Genomic DNA, 15368 nt, shown 5'->3' on the forward strand with positions numbered 1-15368 from the left:
AATGTGGAGAAAACTAAGGATGGCAGTTGTCGCAGTCGCAGGAATACTGACATTGTCCGCCTGTGGGGCGCAGACAGCGAAGGAAGCAGAATCCGTACAAAGTCCGGAGAGCGTGCAAGAGGAAGCCGTACAGGAGTCGCAAAGTATGGAAACAGAATCAGTGGAGAACCCGGAACATACGGAAAACGGACAGGAACAGATGGTACAGTCCGCAGAAACGGAGGTGTCTGACGGCATGGAAACGGATGCCGGGACGGCGGCAGCTGCCGGTGCCGGGGATACGCTGACCTATGAGCAGATGTGGGAGCGGTTTTATGAACAATTCTATGGAAATATGAGCGGAGAAGAGCTGGAACGCAGAGTAATGGAGAGAAGCGAATACTATCGCGCCTACAGCCAATATGATGTCGTGTCAGATTACTGGGAAAATGTGCGGGAGGTGAGAGACATCGCAAATCGGACCGACCCGTTGTATTTCACAGATATGAAATATTATACGGCAGCAGATTTTGCAGATGCGCCGGCAGTGATCATACAGTTGGCGAAAAATGAGATCTATGCCCGGCACGGTTATATTTTTCGGAATGAAGATCTGAATCAATATTTTATGGGCTGTGCATGGTATGAACCAAAGTGCACGGCCGAAGAATTTGACGATGCGGTATTCAATGAATACGAGAGAGCGAATCTGGAACTGTTGTCCGGAATCGACAAGTGAGGACGGCTTTTTCGAATGAGTGTCTTAGATATGGGAATCTTACTTTGTGACAGGTAAGTTTCCCATATTTTTTTATGATACGGGTAAGTTTCCTGTCTGATAAAAATTGTGCATATTTACAAATATACTGGGAAATGGCAGCTGATATTACTGAAAGTTGAACAGAAATCTTTCCTATCTGTTAGGAAATTATGTGCAAAATAAAGGAGCAAAGACCTTGTATAATAAAACCATGCAAAGGAGACAGAAAAGAATTCTTGAAATTTTACAGGAAAAAAGGGACTGGATCACAGGCAAGGAACTGTCAACGATCCTGAGTGTTTCGGACCGCACGATCCGCAGCGACATGGAGCAGCTCGGAAGGAATTATAACGGGATCATAGAGTCGAGTGTGCGCTATGGGTATCGGATTAATCAGGCTGTTTCCGGGATTCGGGATCTGGAGCCGAAGGAGAATATTCCACAGACCTCAGGGGAACGCTGTAAATATATTATCGAAAAACTGCTCTTTCATGCACGTAAGATCAATATTTTCGATTTACAGTATGACATATATGTGAGTGAGTTTACGGTTAAAAATGATATTAAAAGAATTTCGGAAATGCTGGAAAAGTATGACGGAATAGAACTTGTCAAAGATGGCAGTCACATTTATCTGAAAGGGAGTGAAGAGAGTAAACGTGTTGTTTACAAAGATTTACTTGCCAGTGAGACAAGAGGGAATTTTATTAATATCAATAAGATCGATGAACTGTTTCCCAATCTGGACCTGATCAAAGTCAAAAACATTCTGGAAGAGATTCTGGAAGATCATCACTACCGGGTGCGCGAGGAAAACTTTCCGATGCTGATGATTCACGTCGGGGTTTCGATTCAGAGAATGATGAACTGCAATTATGTCGAGACGAGCAGGTATCACAGCGGGATCAGGGAAACGCAGGAATACGAGATCGCGATGGAATTTTTCACAAAGGTGACGGCATCGTTTGCCTTTGACTTAAATGAGAATGAGGTTGTCTTATTCGCCAACCTTCTGATTGGCCGGCAGCGGAGCACACTGTTTGACCGGGAAGAATATCTGGTGCAGGCGGAAGAGCTGATGCTGAAGATCATCAAGATGATCCGCCAGAGATATGATATAGATTTTTCCGGCGATGTGATTTTTAAGGATGGCGTCGTCCTTCATCTGCAGAACTTATTGGAACGGATTTATTATAAAGCTGTTGTTGCCAATGTCTGTCTGCCGGAGATCAAAAAGACGTATCCGCTTGTATTTGAGATGAGTGTATTTATCGGTCATATCATCGAGGAATATACGGGCAGCTCTGTCTCGGAAAATGAAATCGGTTTTCTGGCCATACATATCGGTGCGGCATATGACAGACTGAATATTAAGTATTTTTATCATGTCGTTCTGATCCAGCCAAACAGTAACACGATGGCCGGAGTCTGTGTCGACAAGATCAGAGAGCGCTTCGGGGACAAGATAGTGATTGATGAGATACTGACATATTATGAAGCGAATGTGATAGAGCATCTGCATCCGGATCTGATCATATCAACGATACCGCTCACTCACCAGCTGGATATTCCGACGATCTCGATCAGTATGTTTGTCAATACAAGCGACGAATATAAAATTTTCAAGGCGATCAATGAACTGGACAAAAGACATTATAAGACGGAGTTCAATAATTTTATCAAATGTCTGATTCTGGAGGAATATTACTACTATAATCTGGAGTGCGATACGTATGAGCAGGTAATTGATTATATGTGCGATCGGATGTACGAAGGGGGGCGTGTTGATGAGACATTTAAAGCATCGACGTTTGACCGGGAGAAGATGGCATACACTTCATTCAGCCACGGCTACGCCATCCCGCATGCACTGAACTATTCGGCGATTCAGTCTACAATGAGTATCGCCATATTGAAAAAACCTGTCCAGTGGGGCGATTATCCGGTTCATCTCGTGCTACTGCTGGCAGTGAGGGACGACGAGAAGGAACTGCTGAAGATCTTTTTTGACTGGTTTGGAAATATCTGTGACGATACCCTGCTTCTGTCAAAGATCAGAAAAGCGGAAACGGCAAAGGCTTTTGTCGGCTTCATCGAGTGATGAGAAGGTGAATATGAAAACGAAAAATAATCTTGAGATCAAACCGGCGCCCGGAATCAGGAGAGGATTTGCCTTTCTGATCGACTGGTATCTGGGCTCGGCAGTCAGTGCGCTTCCGGTGGGATTTCTGTGGAATATGCAGACGGGCGAGACGACGATCAATACGGATGTCACGTTATTTGCGGCTCCCTATTGGTGGATCGCAGGACTGCTGGGACTGCTGTTCGGAGCATTTTATTATTACTGGATTCCTCTGGGGATATGGAAGGGACAGACGCTTGGTAAGAGACTGATGAATATCCGTATCGCCGATGAGACCGGGCAGCCGCTTCCGGCAGGGAGACTTGCTCTGCGCCAGCTTGCAGGAGTGATGCTTCTGGAAGGTGCATTTCTGCTCACGGGTCAGTATGTCATACAGATGCTGACGATGCTGGTATCCGGTTGGGCCGGGAGCATATTGAGTTATGTTATGTTTGGATGTTTCTTTGTTTCTGTCTGGATGACGTTTCGAAGAGGGAAGGCGCTTCATGATCTCTGGGCAGGCAGCAAAGTGCTCGATGGTAAACTGGAAAGAGAGAAAACTATTTAAAATGAAGGAGGAAAACGATTTATGGAAGAAATGGAACTGATCTGTTTTAAGATCATCTCTGCGGTAGGGGAGGCAAAGAGCGATTATATTTCTGCGCTGGAGGCCGCAAAGAAGGGAGACTATGCGAAAGCGCAGGAGGCGATCCGGCATGGGGACGAATGCTATCTGAACGGTCATAAACAGCACGCTGAGCTGATTACCAAAGAGGCCAGTGGAGAACGGACAGAGGTCTGTCTGTTGCTGATGCACGCTGAAGACCAGTTGATGGCGGCAGAGACGATTAAGCTGCTGGCTGTGGAACTGATCGAGCTGTATAAAAAAATGAATTGAGGGAAAGGAGGAAAAGAGCATGAAACGATTCTACTTATTTTGCAACGCGGGGATGTCTACCAGTCTGCTTGCCAGCAGAATGCAGAAGGTCGCGAATGAGCACCAGCTTCCGATCGAGGTCAAAGCGTTCTCTGATACGCAGATGAACGACATTGTCAACGAGTTTAATCCGGAAGTGATTCTGCTTGGACCACAGGTGAAACATCTCTACGACAAGGTAGCCGAGCGCTATGGCAAAGACCGTGTTGTATCAGTCATTGACAGTACGGATTACGGCAATGTGGACGGTGAGAGAGTGTTAAAGAAAGCAATGAAGCTATACAAAGAAAGTAGAGGAAAATAAGTTATGATGCAAAAACTTGAAAAAATCCTGATGCCCATTGCGAATGTGCTGTCCAGGAACAAGATACTGTCTGCGATCCGTGACGGTTTCCTGATCACGGTTCCGATCACGATCGTCGGCTCTATTTTCCTGCTGATCTCCAATTTCCCGCTGGAAGGGTTTCTGAACCTGATGACTTCCATCTTCGGAGCCGGCTGGGATGCGTATCTGGGGAGAGTGTCAGCCATTGCGTTTGACTGTGTCGCGCTTCTTGGCGTTCTCAGCATCGGGTATTGTTATGCACGTGAAAAAGGTCTGGAAAACCGGATCGGCGGCGCAGTCGTAGCGCTCGTATGTTTTCTGATCATCACGCCGCAGAAGGCATTTGTGGAACTGGAAGGCGCTGCGGAAGCAGCATCCTTCAATGGATTCCAGTTTACATTCCTGGGTACTGCAGGGATGTTTCTGGCAATGATTACGGCGATCCTTTCCGTGGAGATTTACGCGTGGGCGATTAAAAAGAAACTGGTCATCCGTCTGCCGGAGGGAGTTCCGCCTATGGTTATGGAGTCTTTCGCTTCTCTGATTCCGTCGGCCATAGCGATGACCGTATTCTTTGCCGTAGGAATACTCTTTGATCACACTTCATTTGAATATGTTCATTACTTTATTTATCAGGTATTGCAGGCGCCGCTCGTCGGACTTGGCAAACTGTCCGGATTCGAGGTTATCTACCAGTTCCTGTCTACCCTGTTCTGGTTCTTTGGTATCAACGGACCGGCTGTCACAAATACGATTTTCAGCCCGATACATAAAGTGTTGACGGTGGAAAATTATGAGGCGGCACAGGCCGGTTTACAGATGACCAACATTTTTACGGCCGGTTTCTCAGATTTCTTCTGCAACTTCGGTGGTGGCGGTTCCACACTCGGCCTTGTAATCATGATGGCTTTCCTGGGGAAATCAAACCGTATGAAGACGCTCGGCAGGCTGTCTCTGCCGGCCGGTGTTTTCGGAATCAACGAACCGCTGATCTTCGGTCTGCCGATCGTTCTGAATCCACTGATGGCAGTTCCGTTTATTCTGGCACCAGTTGCCAATACGATCATCGGATATGTGGCCACAGTGACAGGCATTATGCCGATCACGCTCGGTGTCCAGCTCCCATGGACCTGTCCGATCATCTTCTCAGGCTTCCTGGTGACCGGCTCGGTAATGGGGTCTGTCGTGCAGATCGTGCAGCTTGCCGTGGATATATTGATCTACTATCCGTTCTTCAAACTGCTGGATAAGAGGTATCTGGAGGAAGAAAGTGCGGCCGGCAGTCAGTCAGATGAGTTAGATGATCTGTCGTTTGACGATCTGGAACTGGATTAGAAACAGGAGAGTGGAAATTATGAAGATAGTATTAATTTTCGATCAGGGTCTGGCGGGAGCCGGAGGAAAATCAAATCCCAATGTGGGATTGACTGCCACCAAAGGCGGTATTGGTTCAGCTCTGATGATGGAATCACATTTTGAGAAGATCGGAGCACAGGTTGCCGCCACGTTATATTGCGGAAACGAATATTTTCTAAACCATCAGGAGGAAGTCGTGACCAAAATGACGGCTATGGTAAAGAAAGTAAATCCGGATTTCGTTGTCTGCGGACCTTGCTTTAACTTCCCGGACTATGCCCGGATGGGAGCGATGATCTCAGCTTCTGTACTGGAACATACGGACATTCCATCCTGTGCCATGATGTCGGTGGAAAATGCGGAGACGATAGAGAACTATAAAGACAAGACACCGATCGTCAAAATGCCGAAGAAGGGCGGGACCGGTCTCAACGACAGTTTTACAGACTTGTGTGAACTGATTACTGCCACGGTTGAGAAATCGGGAGAGCTTGAGAGTATTCGCAAACGAGTATGTTATTAAACGCAGATAAGTGCAGAAAGGCTGCCGCAAATTGGCTGTTAAGAGCGAGTTTTGCGGCAGCCTTTTCAAAAGGAGAGTTATGAACACAAGCAGATTAGAAAAGTTATGTAACAGTTTCGGTGTCAGCAGTGCGGAGACGACAGTTGGAGAACAGCTTCGGAAAGCGTATGCGCCTTTGTGCGATGAGCTGCAGTATGACCGGCTCGGTTCGGTCTTTGCCGTCAAAAAGTCCGACAATCCGCAGGCGGCAACATTGATGATTGCCTGTCCGCTCGATGAAGTGGGACTGATGATCTCGGAAGTGAAAAAAGACGGTACGCTTGCCTTTATTCCACTGGAGAATGTGGCCTGCAATTCTCTGCTGCACCAGCGTGTACGAATCCTCACGAGAAAGAACACATACCTCGACGGCGTGATCTGCATGGAGAAGAAGGCGCTGGAAGATTCCTGTGAGATCAAAAATGCAGATGATCTGGCAATTACCTGCGGTATGAAATACGAGGAGCTCAAAGAACTCGTTCATCCGGGAGACCTGGCCGGGTATGCGGGCGTTTTCAGTGAAAAGGATGGTGTCATTCTGTCAGGGGCGTTGTTCCCACGGGTGCTCAATGAGGTAACGCTGGAACTTTTAGAGAAGGTGCGGGATCTGAAATTCGATTTCCATCTGGCAGCAGGCTGTATCGCACAGTCTGTCATCGGCTATCGGGGAACGAAAACGGCGACTTATGTGATCCGGCCGGATGCGGCGATCGCATTGACGACGTTTGACACGGCGAAGAGAAAGGTACAGGTCGGGGACGGCGTGATTGCCGGCTATTATGACCGTCAGATGCTGCCGTCGCAGGCGTTGCTGCATGATTTTACGGAAGCGACAGGAGCCAGGGCTTATTTTGGGCTGACAGGAAACGACGGTTCGTTTATCCATAAAACATTGAAAGGGACGCCGTCAGTGAGTGCAGGCATTGCCATCGACAATATGGGCAGCGCCAATGAGATCTGCAGGTGTAGTGATGTCGATGCGCTCGTTGATGCGCTTGTTTCTTATCTGAGAACGATAGACTCCGGGAAGATTGCTGGATGGGGACTGGGTGAGCGGAATGATTGATGAGAAAAAACTGGAAAAGATATGTTCTGCCTGTGGGATCTCCTCGTTTGAGCAGGAGATCGGTGAGATCCTGCAGCGCGAATTTGAAGAGCTTGGTCTCACATGCAGTCGTGACGGTCTGGGCAGCGTCATCGCCGTCAAGTGTGAAGGACAGCCGGGACCGAAAGTGATGGTCGCCGCTCATATGGATGAGGTCGGCTTTATGGTGGAAGAGATCGACGAGAACGGTTTTCTCAAACTGCGTCCTGTGGGAAGCTGGTGGAGTCATATGGTACTCGGGCAGTGGTATACGGTCGTCACGAGAGGCGGCAGGAAGTATTCCGCACTCATGGGAAGCATGGCCACACACGGACTGGCAGATGAAGTAAAGAAGAAAACCGTCTCCATGGAAGATATTTATCTTGATCTGGGTGTAAAAGACCGGGAAGGGGCGCTGTCACTTGGCATTGCCTCCGGGGATATGGTCGTTCCCTGGTCGCATTTCGAGATTATGAACGATCCGAATTATGTATCGTGTAAGGCGTTCGACGACCGCATCGGCAATTATATTATGACGGAAGTGGCCAGACGGCTGGAAGGGACAGAGCATGTGCCGCTGTATCTGGCGAATACCGTGCAGGAAGAGCCGGGGCTTCGGGGCGCGCGGACGGCAGTGGAATCGATATGTCCGGATCTGGCATTTGCCATTGATACGACTCTGGCCGGCGACACTCCGATGAATCACAATATCTGTTCGCTGGGCGGCGGCGTGGTACTGTCGATGATTGATTCCAATTCGATTGCACCGAGAAAGCTGGTCAGATATGTGGAGACGGTTTGCGAGAAGCATCACATCGCCTGTCAGTATGCGGTATTTAATAAAGGCGGGACGGATTCGGGCAATATTCACAAGGCGTTTGCGGGAGTCATCAATATGACGCTGTCCATTCCGATCCGCTACATGCACACGAATCACAGCATGATTCATCTGGAGGATGTGGAAGGTTGTATCCGGCTGCTGTGTGAACTGATTAAAGATATGAAGGAAGAAACGTTCAGGGAATTGTTGGACTATCAGGAGGGTAGCGTATGTATGGGATCATAGCCACATGGAGAATGGCAAAAGAGGGAATTGAACTTGCATCGGAACTGTTAAAAAAGGGAGAACCTTCAGGACAGGCGATTGAAACTGCCATCCGCGCGGTGGAGGATTTTCCGTATTATAAATCGGTCGGTTATGGCGGTCTGCCCAATGAGGAACAGATCGTGGAGCTGGATGCCGGTTATATGGATGGAGATACGATGAGTGTCGGGGCGATCGGGGCGATCAAAGACTTTGCCAATCCGATCAGCATTGCCAGAAAGCTCAGCGAAGAGAAAGTGAACAATGTACTTGTGGGAGCGGGAGCGGAGAAATATGCCCGTGCCTGCAAGTTTGAAGAAAAAGAGATGCTGACGGAACGTGCGCAGGCTTTTTACAGAAAGAAGAAAAAGGAACTGGCGCAGGAAGCAGAGCAGAAACTGAAACCGTACGACGGTCATGACACGGTGGGTATGGTCTGTCTGGATACTTCCGGGACAGTGACAGCGGCTACGAGCACGAGCGGACTGTTTATGAAAAAGAGCGGACGCGTGGGTGATTCTCCGATCGTTGGCTCCGGATTCTATGCTGATTCCAAAGTGGGTGGCGCCACAGCGACCGGATTGGGTGAAGATCTGATGAAAGGCTGTATCTCCTATGAGATCGTCCGTCTGATGAAGGAAGGGCTGACACCGCAGGAAGCCTGTGAAAAGGCAGTGAATGATCTGGACAGAAAGCTGAAGGAAAAGCGGGGAGAGGCCGGCGATCTCTCTGTCGTTGCCATGAACAACAAAGGAGAGTACGGCTGTGCCACGAATATTGGCGGGTTTTCTTTCAGTGTAGCCACGGAGGGTCAGGAACCTGTCGTATATCTGGTGAAACGGGAAGAGGATGGTCACTGCACATTTGAAGAGGCATCTCAGGAATGGCTGGAAGAATATATGCGTGTGCGGATGGCGCCGGTAGAGGAATAAGAGATGAAAGAGAAGATCATAACGCATGTGGGAGAACTGCTGCCCTCCCTGGTGGAGGACATCAAAACGATCTGTGGCATGGATTCCCGGCAGGATGCGGCCACGCCGGAGGATCCATTTGGAAAACGGGTGACAGACTGCCTGAACCGGGCGCTGGAGATCGCTGCAGGACTTGGGTTTGAGACAGAAAACGTGGGAAATCAGATCGGCGTTGTCTCCTGCGGGCCGGATACGGAAGATTATATTGCCTGTGTGGGCCATCTGGATGTTGTGGATGTCAATGGCGTATGGAAGACCGATCCCTTCGTATGCACGGAGAAGGATGGCTATCTGTATGCCAGAGGCGTACTCGACAACAAGGGACCGACGTTCTGTTGTCTGTACGCGCTGAAAACGCTTGTCGATCTGGGATACAAATTTCCGATTAAGGTAAAAATCCTGTTCGGTACGAACGAAGAGACGGGGATGGAAGATATGAAGTGGTATTTTAAAGACCACAAATATCCGCTCATGGGCTGGACGCCCGACGTCAAATACCCGGTCATCTATGCGGAGCGCGGACGGGCGGCATACCGCTACAGCCTGCCGAAAGAGAAGATGAGGGAACTGTTTTCCTTTATGAATGAGTATATTTTGAATCAGAATGATCTGTCGGCGAGCCTTGGTATCGACTATGCGGACGAGGAATTTGGAAAGAACCAGGTGAGAAAGGTTGAATTGTTTGAGGATGAGAACCACTGTGGCCTGACGCTTGTCTCCAGTTATCCGGCTTCTTATCCGTTGGAGACAATGACAGAAGCGCTGCGCAGTCTGTGCAGGGAATCTATGACTCTGACACTCGATTCCAACATCGATCCGGTCTTCTTTGACAAAGATACGTATCTCATCAGGACACTGGAAAGAGTATATGAAGAGATCATGAACGAGGATGGCAGCGCGGTGACGACGACGGGCGGCAGCTATGCGAAAGTCGTCAAAAATATTGTACCTTTCGGACCGAGCTTCAAAGGCCAGAAAGGGATCGGTCATATGCCGGATGAGTGGATGCGGATCTGCGATATTGAAAAGAATACACAGATCTATGCATATGCGCTGTATGAGCTGATGGAAGGCTTAGAGGAGGAATGAAAATGAAGAGACTGGGAATTTCCGTCTATCCGGAGCGGGCGCCAAAAGAGCAGTGCTATGAGTATATGCGCCTGGCCGGGAAATATGGGTTCCGGAGAGTGTTTACCTGCCTGTTGTCGGTAGAGGAGAGTAAGGAGAAGATCATCGACGATTTTACGGAGTTTTGCCGGGTCGCGCATGAGAGCGGGCTCACTGTGTCGGTGGATACGAATCCTGACATCTTTACAAAGCTGAACGCTACGCCGATGGACTTGTCGGTATTTGCACAGATGGGCGTGGATATTGTCCGTCTGGACGGTCATTTTGGGGAATTCGAAGATATTGAGATCACCAAAAATCATGACGGGATCATGATCGAGTACAATGCGTCGAGTACGATCGGTCTTGATCTGATGATCGAAAAAGGGGCAGACAGGAGCAACATGTGCATCTGCAGCAATTTCTATCCGCAGAAAAATACAGGTATGGGTCTGGCGCGGTACCGGGAACTGAACAGCCGCTATCAGCCTCTGGGACTGAACAATGCCACATTCGTCACCAGTCAGGAGCCACATACCCATGGGCCGTGGGAGGTCTACGACGGGCTGCCGACACTGGAGATCCATCGCAGTCTGCCGATCGACTTGCAGCTTCGTCATTTAAATGCGCTGGGACTGTGTAATGACTTTATGATCGGCAACGCCTTCGCCAGCGAAAAAGAGCTGCGGGCAATGGCAGAGACCGATCTGCATAAACTCACATTGAAAGTCGATCCGGAAGAGCAGGTATCGGAGATTGAACGGGAGATTATCACCTGCGAGTACCATGCCTCGAGAGACGATTGTAACGAACTGGTTGTCAGATCCAGCTTTCCGAGAGTAAAATATAAGCATGAGAGCATCGTTCCCCGTGGCAACGGAAAAGTGAACTTTACAAAAGGCGATGTGATCATTGTAAACGACAATCTGAAACATTATGCCGGGGAGCTGATGATCGTTCTGGACCAGATCAGAGCCGACGACTGCTATAACTATGTGGGCCGTATCAATGAAGGCGAGCAGCTCATTCTGGATTGTATCAGACCGGCAAACAGTTTCGCGTTGAAGATTCGACAGGCAGGTGAATGAGAATGGAAAAAGTAGTGGAAATATGCTGCGGCAGTTATGCGGATGCGCTGGCGGCATATCGGGGAGGCGCCAGACGCATCGAGTTGAACAGTGCGTTGCATCTGGGAGGGCTGACGCCGTCTCTGGGGACGCTTGTTTTGACCAAGCAGCATACGGATCTGAAAGTGATCGCGATGGTGCGTCCGAGAGGTGCGGGATTTTGCTATGATGAGGCCGATTTTGCGGTGATGAAGGAGGATGCGGAGCTTTTGATGGAAAACGGCGCTGACGGGCTTGCGTTCGGCTGCCTGGATGAAAGCGGAAACCTTCAGGAAGCACAGATCCGGGAGATCGTGGAGATCATAAGGCGGTATCAGGGAGAGGCCGTGTTCCACCGGGCATTTGACTGTGTCCAGGATCAGTTTACGGCGATGGAGAGACTGATCGGTATGGGTATCCACCGCGTACTCACAAGCGGTGGGAAGGCAAAAGCGGTGGACGGTGCGGCGCAGATCGCTTCCCTGCAGAAAGCGTATGGGGAGCAGATTGAGATCCTGGCCGGGAGCGGTGTGAATGCGGACAATGCCAGGGAACTGATGGAGCGGACCGGGATTTCCCAGGTACACAGTTCCTGCAAGGGGTGGCTTACCGACCCGACGACAGAGGGACCGGATGTTACTTATGCCTATGTACGGCAGCCAAGTGCGGATGCGTATGAGATGGTCGATGAAAAATCAGTCAAGAGGTTGGTCGATGCCATATGAACTTTCAAAAGATAAGAAATAACGATAAGGCAAGGTGCGTTTACACTTTTATGAGTGTCCTGCTTGCCGGATTCATGCAGGCGGCCGTGATGCAGATCTTTATGAACCCGATCAATCTGCTATCGAGCGGCTTTACCGGAGTTGCCATTCTCGTGGAGAAGGTGACGTCCACGTTTTTCGGATTTTCCTTTCCGGTCTCTCTGGGAATGCTGGTGCTGAATATCCCGGTCGCACTGCTTTGCAGTAAAAGTATCAGCAAACGCTTTACGGCGTTCTCACTGCTGCAGGTATTTTTTGCCAGTTTCTTTTTAAAGGTGCTGGACTTTGAACCATTGTTTGATGATATTCTGCTCAATGTGATCTTTGGCGGATTTGCATACGGGATCATGACCGTCATCGCTCTTAAGGGAAATGCTTCCACTGGCGGCGTGGACTTTGTGGCGCTCTATATTTCCAATAAGCGCGGGAAGTCGATCTGGAGTTATGTATTTGTGTTCAATGCGGTATTGATCACGATCTTTGGATTTATGTTTGGCTGGGAGTATGCCGGCTATTCGATTCTGTTCCAGTTCATTTCCACGAAGACGATTGACTCGTTCTATCACCGGTATGAGCGTATGACAATGCAGGTGACGACGACGCGGGCAGAGGAAGTCATCCGGGCCTATGTGGCACAGTACCGGCACGGTGTTTCCAGAGTAGACGGGATCGGCGGTTACAGCGGAATGAAAGTCAGTCTGCTGCACACGGTTGTCTCCAGCTATGAGATTCAGGATATTGCGAAACTGATGCGCAAGGCGGACCCTCATGTAGTCATTAATACCTTTAAATCAGAAGATTTTTACGGAGGATTTTATTTAAAACCGATCGAATAAAAATGCCATAACGAACAAAGCAAAGGGGACTGCGGCCGGTATGTTACGGACTGTGGTCCTCTTTGCTCTCTGCGGCTTTTACTTGCATGGATATTTTCATGACATACCCGTCGGCGCTCTGGTCGGCGCAAAAGTCGAGGACGTCCTCCTGATAAATATTGCCGGCGGGGACATAGCCAAGCTGTGCACATTGCTCTTTCAGCATACGGTAGATGCCGTACAGGGAATCATAGCTGCCGTTGTGCCAGACGATGGCATAGGTTCCCTTTGGCTTACAGTGCAGACGGGGGTCCTCGGCTTTGCGGTCAGTCCGGCTGATATAGAAACTCTCCAGATAATTGTCTTTGACAATATTTTCGTAGAGGACCATCTCTCCGCCAAGGGAATGAGAGATACAGTCCAGAGTGCTGCAGTATTGTAAATGTTCCCGGTAATGCCGGAGGATCTGACTGTCATCCTTTCTGTGCGCCGCATCCGGCGCCGGAGTGGCGATAAAAAATTGTTCTTCGCATTCTGCGATCTGCACCGTATCCATTTCGATACGCTCCAGATTTTTCATGGTGGAGATCGTATCGGAGAGCAGAGTGCACATTTTCTTGAGTTCGATTCTCTCGGCTTCGGTCTCGGTCAGTTTTGTCTGCAGTACGGCGAGAAAATTATCCATATCCTGATTCTCGAAATAGGACTGTATTTCTTTCAGCGGAGTTCCCAGCTTTTTAAACGCCGAGATCAGGAGGAATTTTTCGTATTGTTCCATCGTGTAAAAACGATAGCCGTTTTCCGCGGTCGTCTTCGGACAGAGCAGACCGATCTCCTCATAGTGGTAAAGGGTGTGTCTTGTAACACCGCAGAGCGCTGCAAATTCATTGGTCTTATAATATTTCTTTTTCATATCCTTTTTCATTCCATTCCGTTCTTGACTTTCGGGTTACCCGATACTTTATAATACCCTGCATCTGAGAAAAGAACAAGGGGAGGGAGAAGATAAATGGAAATCGGGATTTCAAAAAAATTTACATTGCCGGGTCTGGTCCGCTTTTCATTCCCGGCGATCATCATGCTCATCCTGTCGTCCGTCTATACGACGGTGGACGGTATTTTTGTCTCGCGCTTTGTCGGGAGCGATGCGCTTTCCGCACTGAATATCGTCCTGCCGGTGGAATATTTTGTATATGGGGTCGCCGTCATGTTTGGCAGCGGCGGCAGCGCGGTCATCGGGAGAAAACTGGGGGAAGGAAAGACGGAAGAAGCGAAGGATAATTTTACACTGATCACACTGACTGCACTTATCTGTGGGGTACTGATCACAGTAGTCGTCCAGAGCGGGCTTGTGCCCATTTCGGGAATGCTTGGCGCAAGTGAGCGGCTTCTGCCCCTCTGTGCGGCGTATGGAAAAGTATTATTTGCCTTTATTGTATTTCATATCATACAGGTTATGTACAATACCTTTTTCGTCACGGCCGGGAAGCCTGCACTGGCCCTGGTTATCACAGTGCTCTGTGGTCTGATGAACATCTGCCTGGACTATCTGTTTATCGTTGTCTTCGATATGGGCATTGCGGGGGCAGCCTGGGGCACTGTGCTCAGCCGGGCGTTTGGCGGTATCTTTCCGCTGTTTTACTTTATGTGGAGCCGGACGGGACTCTGCTATGTCCGCCCGCACCGGAATGTCCCGATGCTGCTGCGGGCGATGGCGAACGGCTCGTCGGAGATGGTGGCCAATCTGGCGACGGCGGTCACGACCTTTCTGTTTAATGTGACGATGATGAGGCTGACGGGGGAGGACGGGGTGGCGGCCGTTTCCATCATATTATATGCGCAATATGTTTTCACGGCGATCTTTTTCGGATTTTCGACAAGCGCCGCTCCGATCATCAGTTACAATTACGGCTGCGGCGATACGGCCTATCTGAAAAAGCTGTTTCGCTACTGCCTGTGGATCATCGGCGGCAGTACGATGTTGATGATCGGCACCGTACTGTTGACGGCAAGGCCGCTGATCGGTGTGTTTGCGCCTGAAGGGAGCAATGTGTATGCGCTCACATATCATGGTTATCTGCTCTTTATCTGGAACTTTTTGTTTGCGGGATACAATATTTTTTCCTCGGCGTTATTTTCCGCGTTTTCCAACGGGCTGGTCTCTGCGGTCATCTCTTTTCTGCGCACGCTGGTGTTTATTGTAATCGCGGTACTCACGCTGCCATTCATCTGGGGAATTGACGGACTCTGGCTGGCGGTGCCGGCTGCGGAGGCGCTGACGTTTCTTGTGGCGGTGTTTTGCCTGGTGAGATATGGGAAGCGCACGTATCATTATCTGTGAAGGGAACTGCAGGCGGGCTTTGAGAGCGATATGAGAGACTGAGAATCCATTTGAC

Annotated in this window: 16 protein-coding genes; 15 read left to right on the plus strand and 1 reads right to left on the minus strand. The window is 49.4% G+C overall.

What is annotated here, in order from left to right; genetic code table 11:
- Position 1 precedes the first annotated feature (1 nt).
- The 14 genes from V1224_02695 (at position 2) to V1224_02760 (ending at position 12993) form a co-directional block, all read left to right on the plus strand.
- Positions 2-718 (plus strand): YARHG domain-containing protein, encoded by a 717-nt coding sequence (locus V1224_02695; GenBank protein ID WWR16382.1) that lies wholly within the window; start codon positions 2-4, stop codon positions 716-718.
- Between the two features lie 232 nt (positions 719-950).
- Positions 951-2840, plus strand: coding sequence for a PRD domain-containing protein (locus V1224_02700; GenBank protein WWR16383.1), 1890 nt, complete (start codon positions 951-953; stop codon positions 2838-2840).
- Between the two features lie 13 nt (positions 2841-2853).
- On the plus strand, positions 2854-3429 hold the full coding sequence (locus tag V1224_02705) for an RDD family protein (protein ID WWR16384.1): 576 nt from the start codon (positions 2854-2856) through the stop codon (positions 3427-3429).
- A 21-nt stretch (positions 3430-3450) separates the two neighbouring features.
- On the plus strand, positions 3451-3759 hold the full coding sequence (locus V1224_02710) for a PTS lactose/cellobiose transporter subunit IIA (GenBank protein ID WWR16385.1): 309 nt from the start codon (positions 3451-3453) through the stop codon (positions 3757-3759).
- A 19-nt stretch (positions 3760-3778) separates the two neighbouring features.
- On the plus strand, positions 3779-4102 hold the full coding sequence (locus tag V1224_02715) for a PTS sugar transporter subunit IIB (protein WWR16386.1): 324 nt from the start codon (positions 3779-3781) through the stop codon (positions 4100-4102).
- 3 nt (positions 4103-4105) lie between these two features.
- On the plus strand, positions 4106-5458 hold the full coding sequence (locus V1224_02720) for a PTS sugar transporter subunit IIC (protein WWR16387.1): 1353 nt from the start codon (positions 4106-4108) through the stop codon (positions 5456-5458).
- Between the two features lie 19 nt (positions 5459-5477).
- A complete protein-coding gene (locus V1224_02725; protein WWR16388.1) occupies positions 5478-6002 on the plus strand; it encodes a GrdB-related putative oxidoreductase in 525 nt (174 codons plus the stop codon).
- A 79-nt stretch (positions 6003-6081) separates the two neighbouring features.
- The gene (locus V1224_02730; GenBank protein WWR16389.1) at positions 6082-7107 is read left to right on the plus strand and encodes a hypothetical protein; all 1026 of its coding nucleotides are present in this window, start codon (positions 6082-6084) and stop codon (positions 7105-7107) included.
- Entirely contained in the window at positions 7100-8191 is a 1092-nt protein-coding gene (locus tag V1224_02735) for a M42 family metallopeptidase (protein WWR17410.1), read from the plus strand. The genes V1224_02730 and V1224_02735 overlap by 8 nt, the downstream gene beginning before the upstream one ends.
- Positions 8176-9141 carry a N(4)-(beta-N-acetylglucosaminyl)-L-asparaginase gene (locus tag V1224_02740; GenBank protein ID WWR16390.1) on the plus strand — a complete coding sequence of 322 codons (966 nt, stop codon included), beginning with the start codon at positions 8176-8178 and terminating at the stop codon, positions 9139-9141. Before V1224_02735 ends, V1224_02740 begins: the two co-directional genes overlap by 16 nt.
- Before the next feature lie 3 nt (positions 9142-9144).
- A complete protein-coding gene (locus V1224_02745) occupies positions 9145-10269 on the plus strand; it encodes a M20/M25/M40 family metallo-hydrolase (GenBank protein ID WWR16391.1) in 1125 nt (374 codons plus the stop codon).
- A 2-nt stretch (positions 10270-10271) separates the two neighbouring features.
- The gene (locus V1224_02750) at positions 10272-11375 is read left to right on the plus strand and encodes a MupG family TIM beta-alpha barrel fold protein (GenBank protein ID WWR16392.1); all 1104 of its coding nucleotides are present in this window, start codon (positions 10272-10274) and stop codon (positions 11373-11375) included.
- A gap of 2 nt (positions 11376-11377) precedes the next feature.
- Positions 11378-12118 (plus strand): copper homeostasis protein CutC, encoded by a 741-nt coding sequence (locus tag V1224_02755; GenBank protein ID WWR16393.1) that lies wholly within the window; start codon positions 11378-11380, stop codon positions 12116-12118.
- Positions 12115-12993: a YitT family protein gene (locus V1224_02760; GenBank protein WWR16394.1), complete on the plus strand. Its 879-nt coding sequence runs from the start codon at positions 12115-12117 to the stop codon at positions 12991-12993. The genes V1224_02755 and V1224_02760 overlap by 4 nt, the downstream gene beginning before the upstream one ends.
- Before the next feature lie 43 nt (positions 12994-13036).
- Here V1224_02760 and V1224_02765 read toward each other — a convergent pair whose 3' ends face one another.
- Positions 13037-13897 (minus strand): MerR family transcriptional regulator, encoded by an 861-nt coding sequence (locus V1224_02765; GenBank protein ID WWR16395.1) that lies wholly within the window; start codon positions 13895-13897, stop codon positions 13037-13039.
- 84 nt (positions 13898-13981) lie between these two features.
- Here V1224_02765 and V1224_02770 point away from each other — a divergent pair, with 84 nt between their 5' ends.
- Positions 13982-15313, plus strand: coding sequence for an MATE family efflux transporter (locus V1224_02770; GenBank protein ID WWR16396.1), 1332 nt, complete (start codon positions 13982-13984; stop codon positions 15311-15313).
- Positions 15314-15368: the final 55 nt, after the last annotated feature.

It is taken from the genome of Lachnospiraceae bacterium JLR.KK008, assembly GCA_037015955.1.
Taxonomy (GTDB): Bacteria; Bacillota; Clostridia; order Lachnospirales; family Lachnospiraceae; genus VSOB01.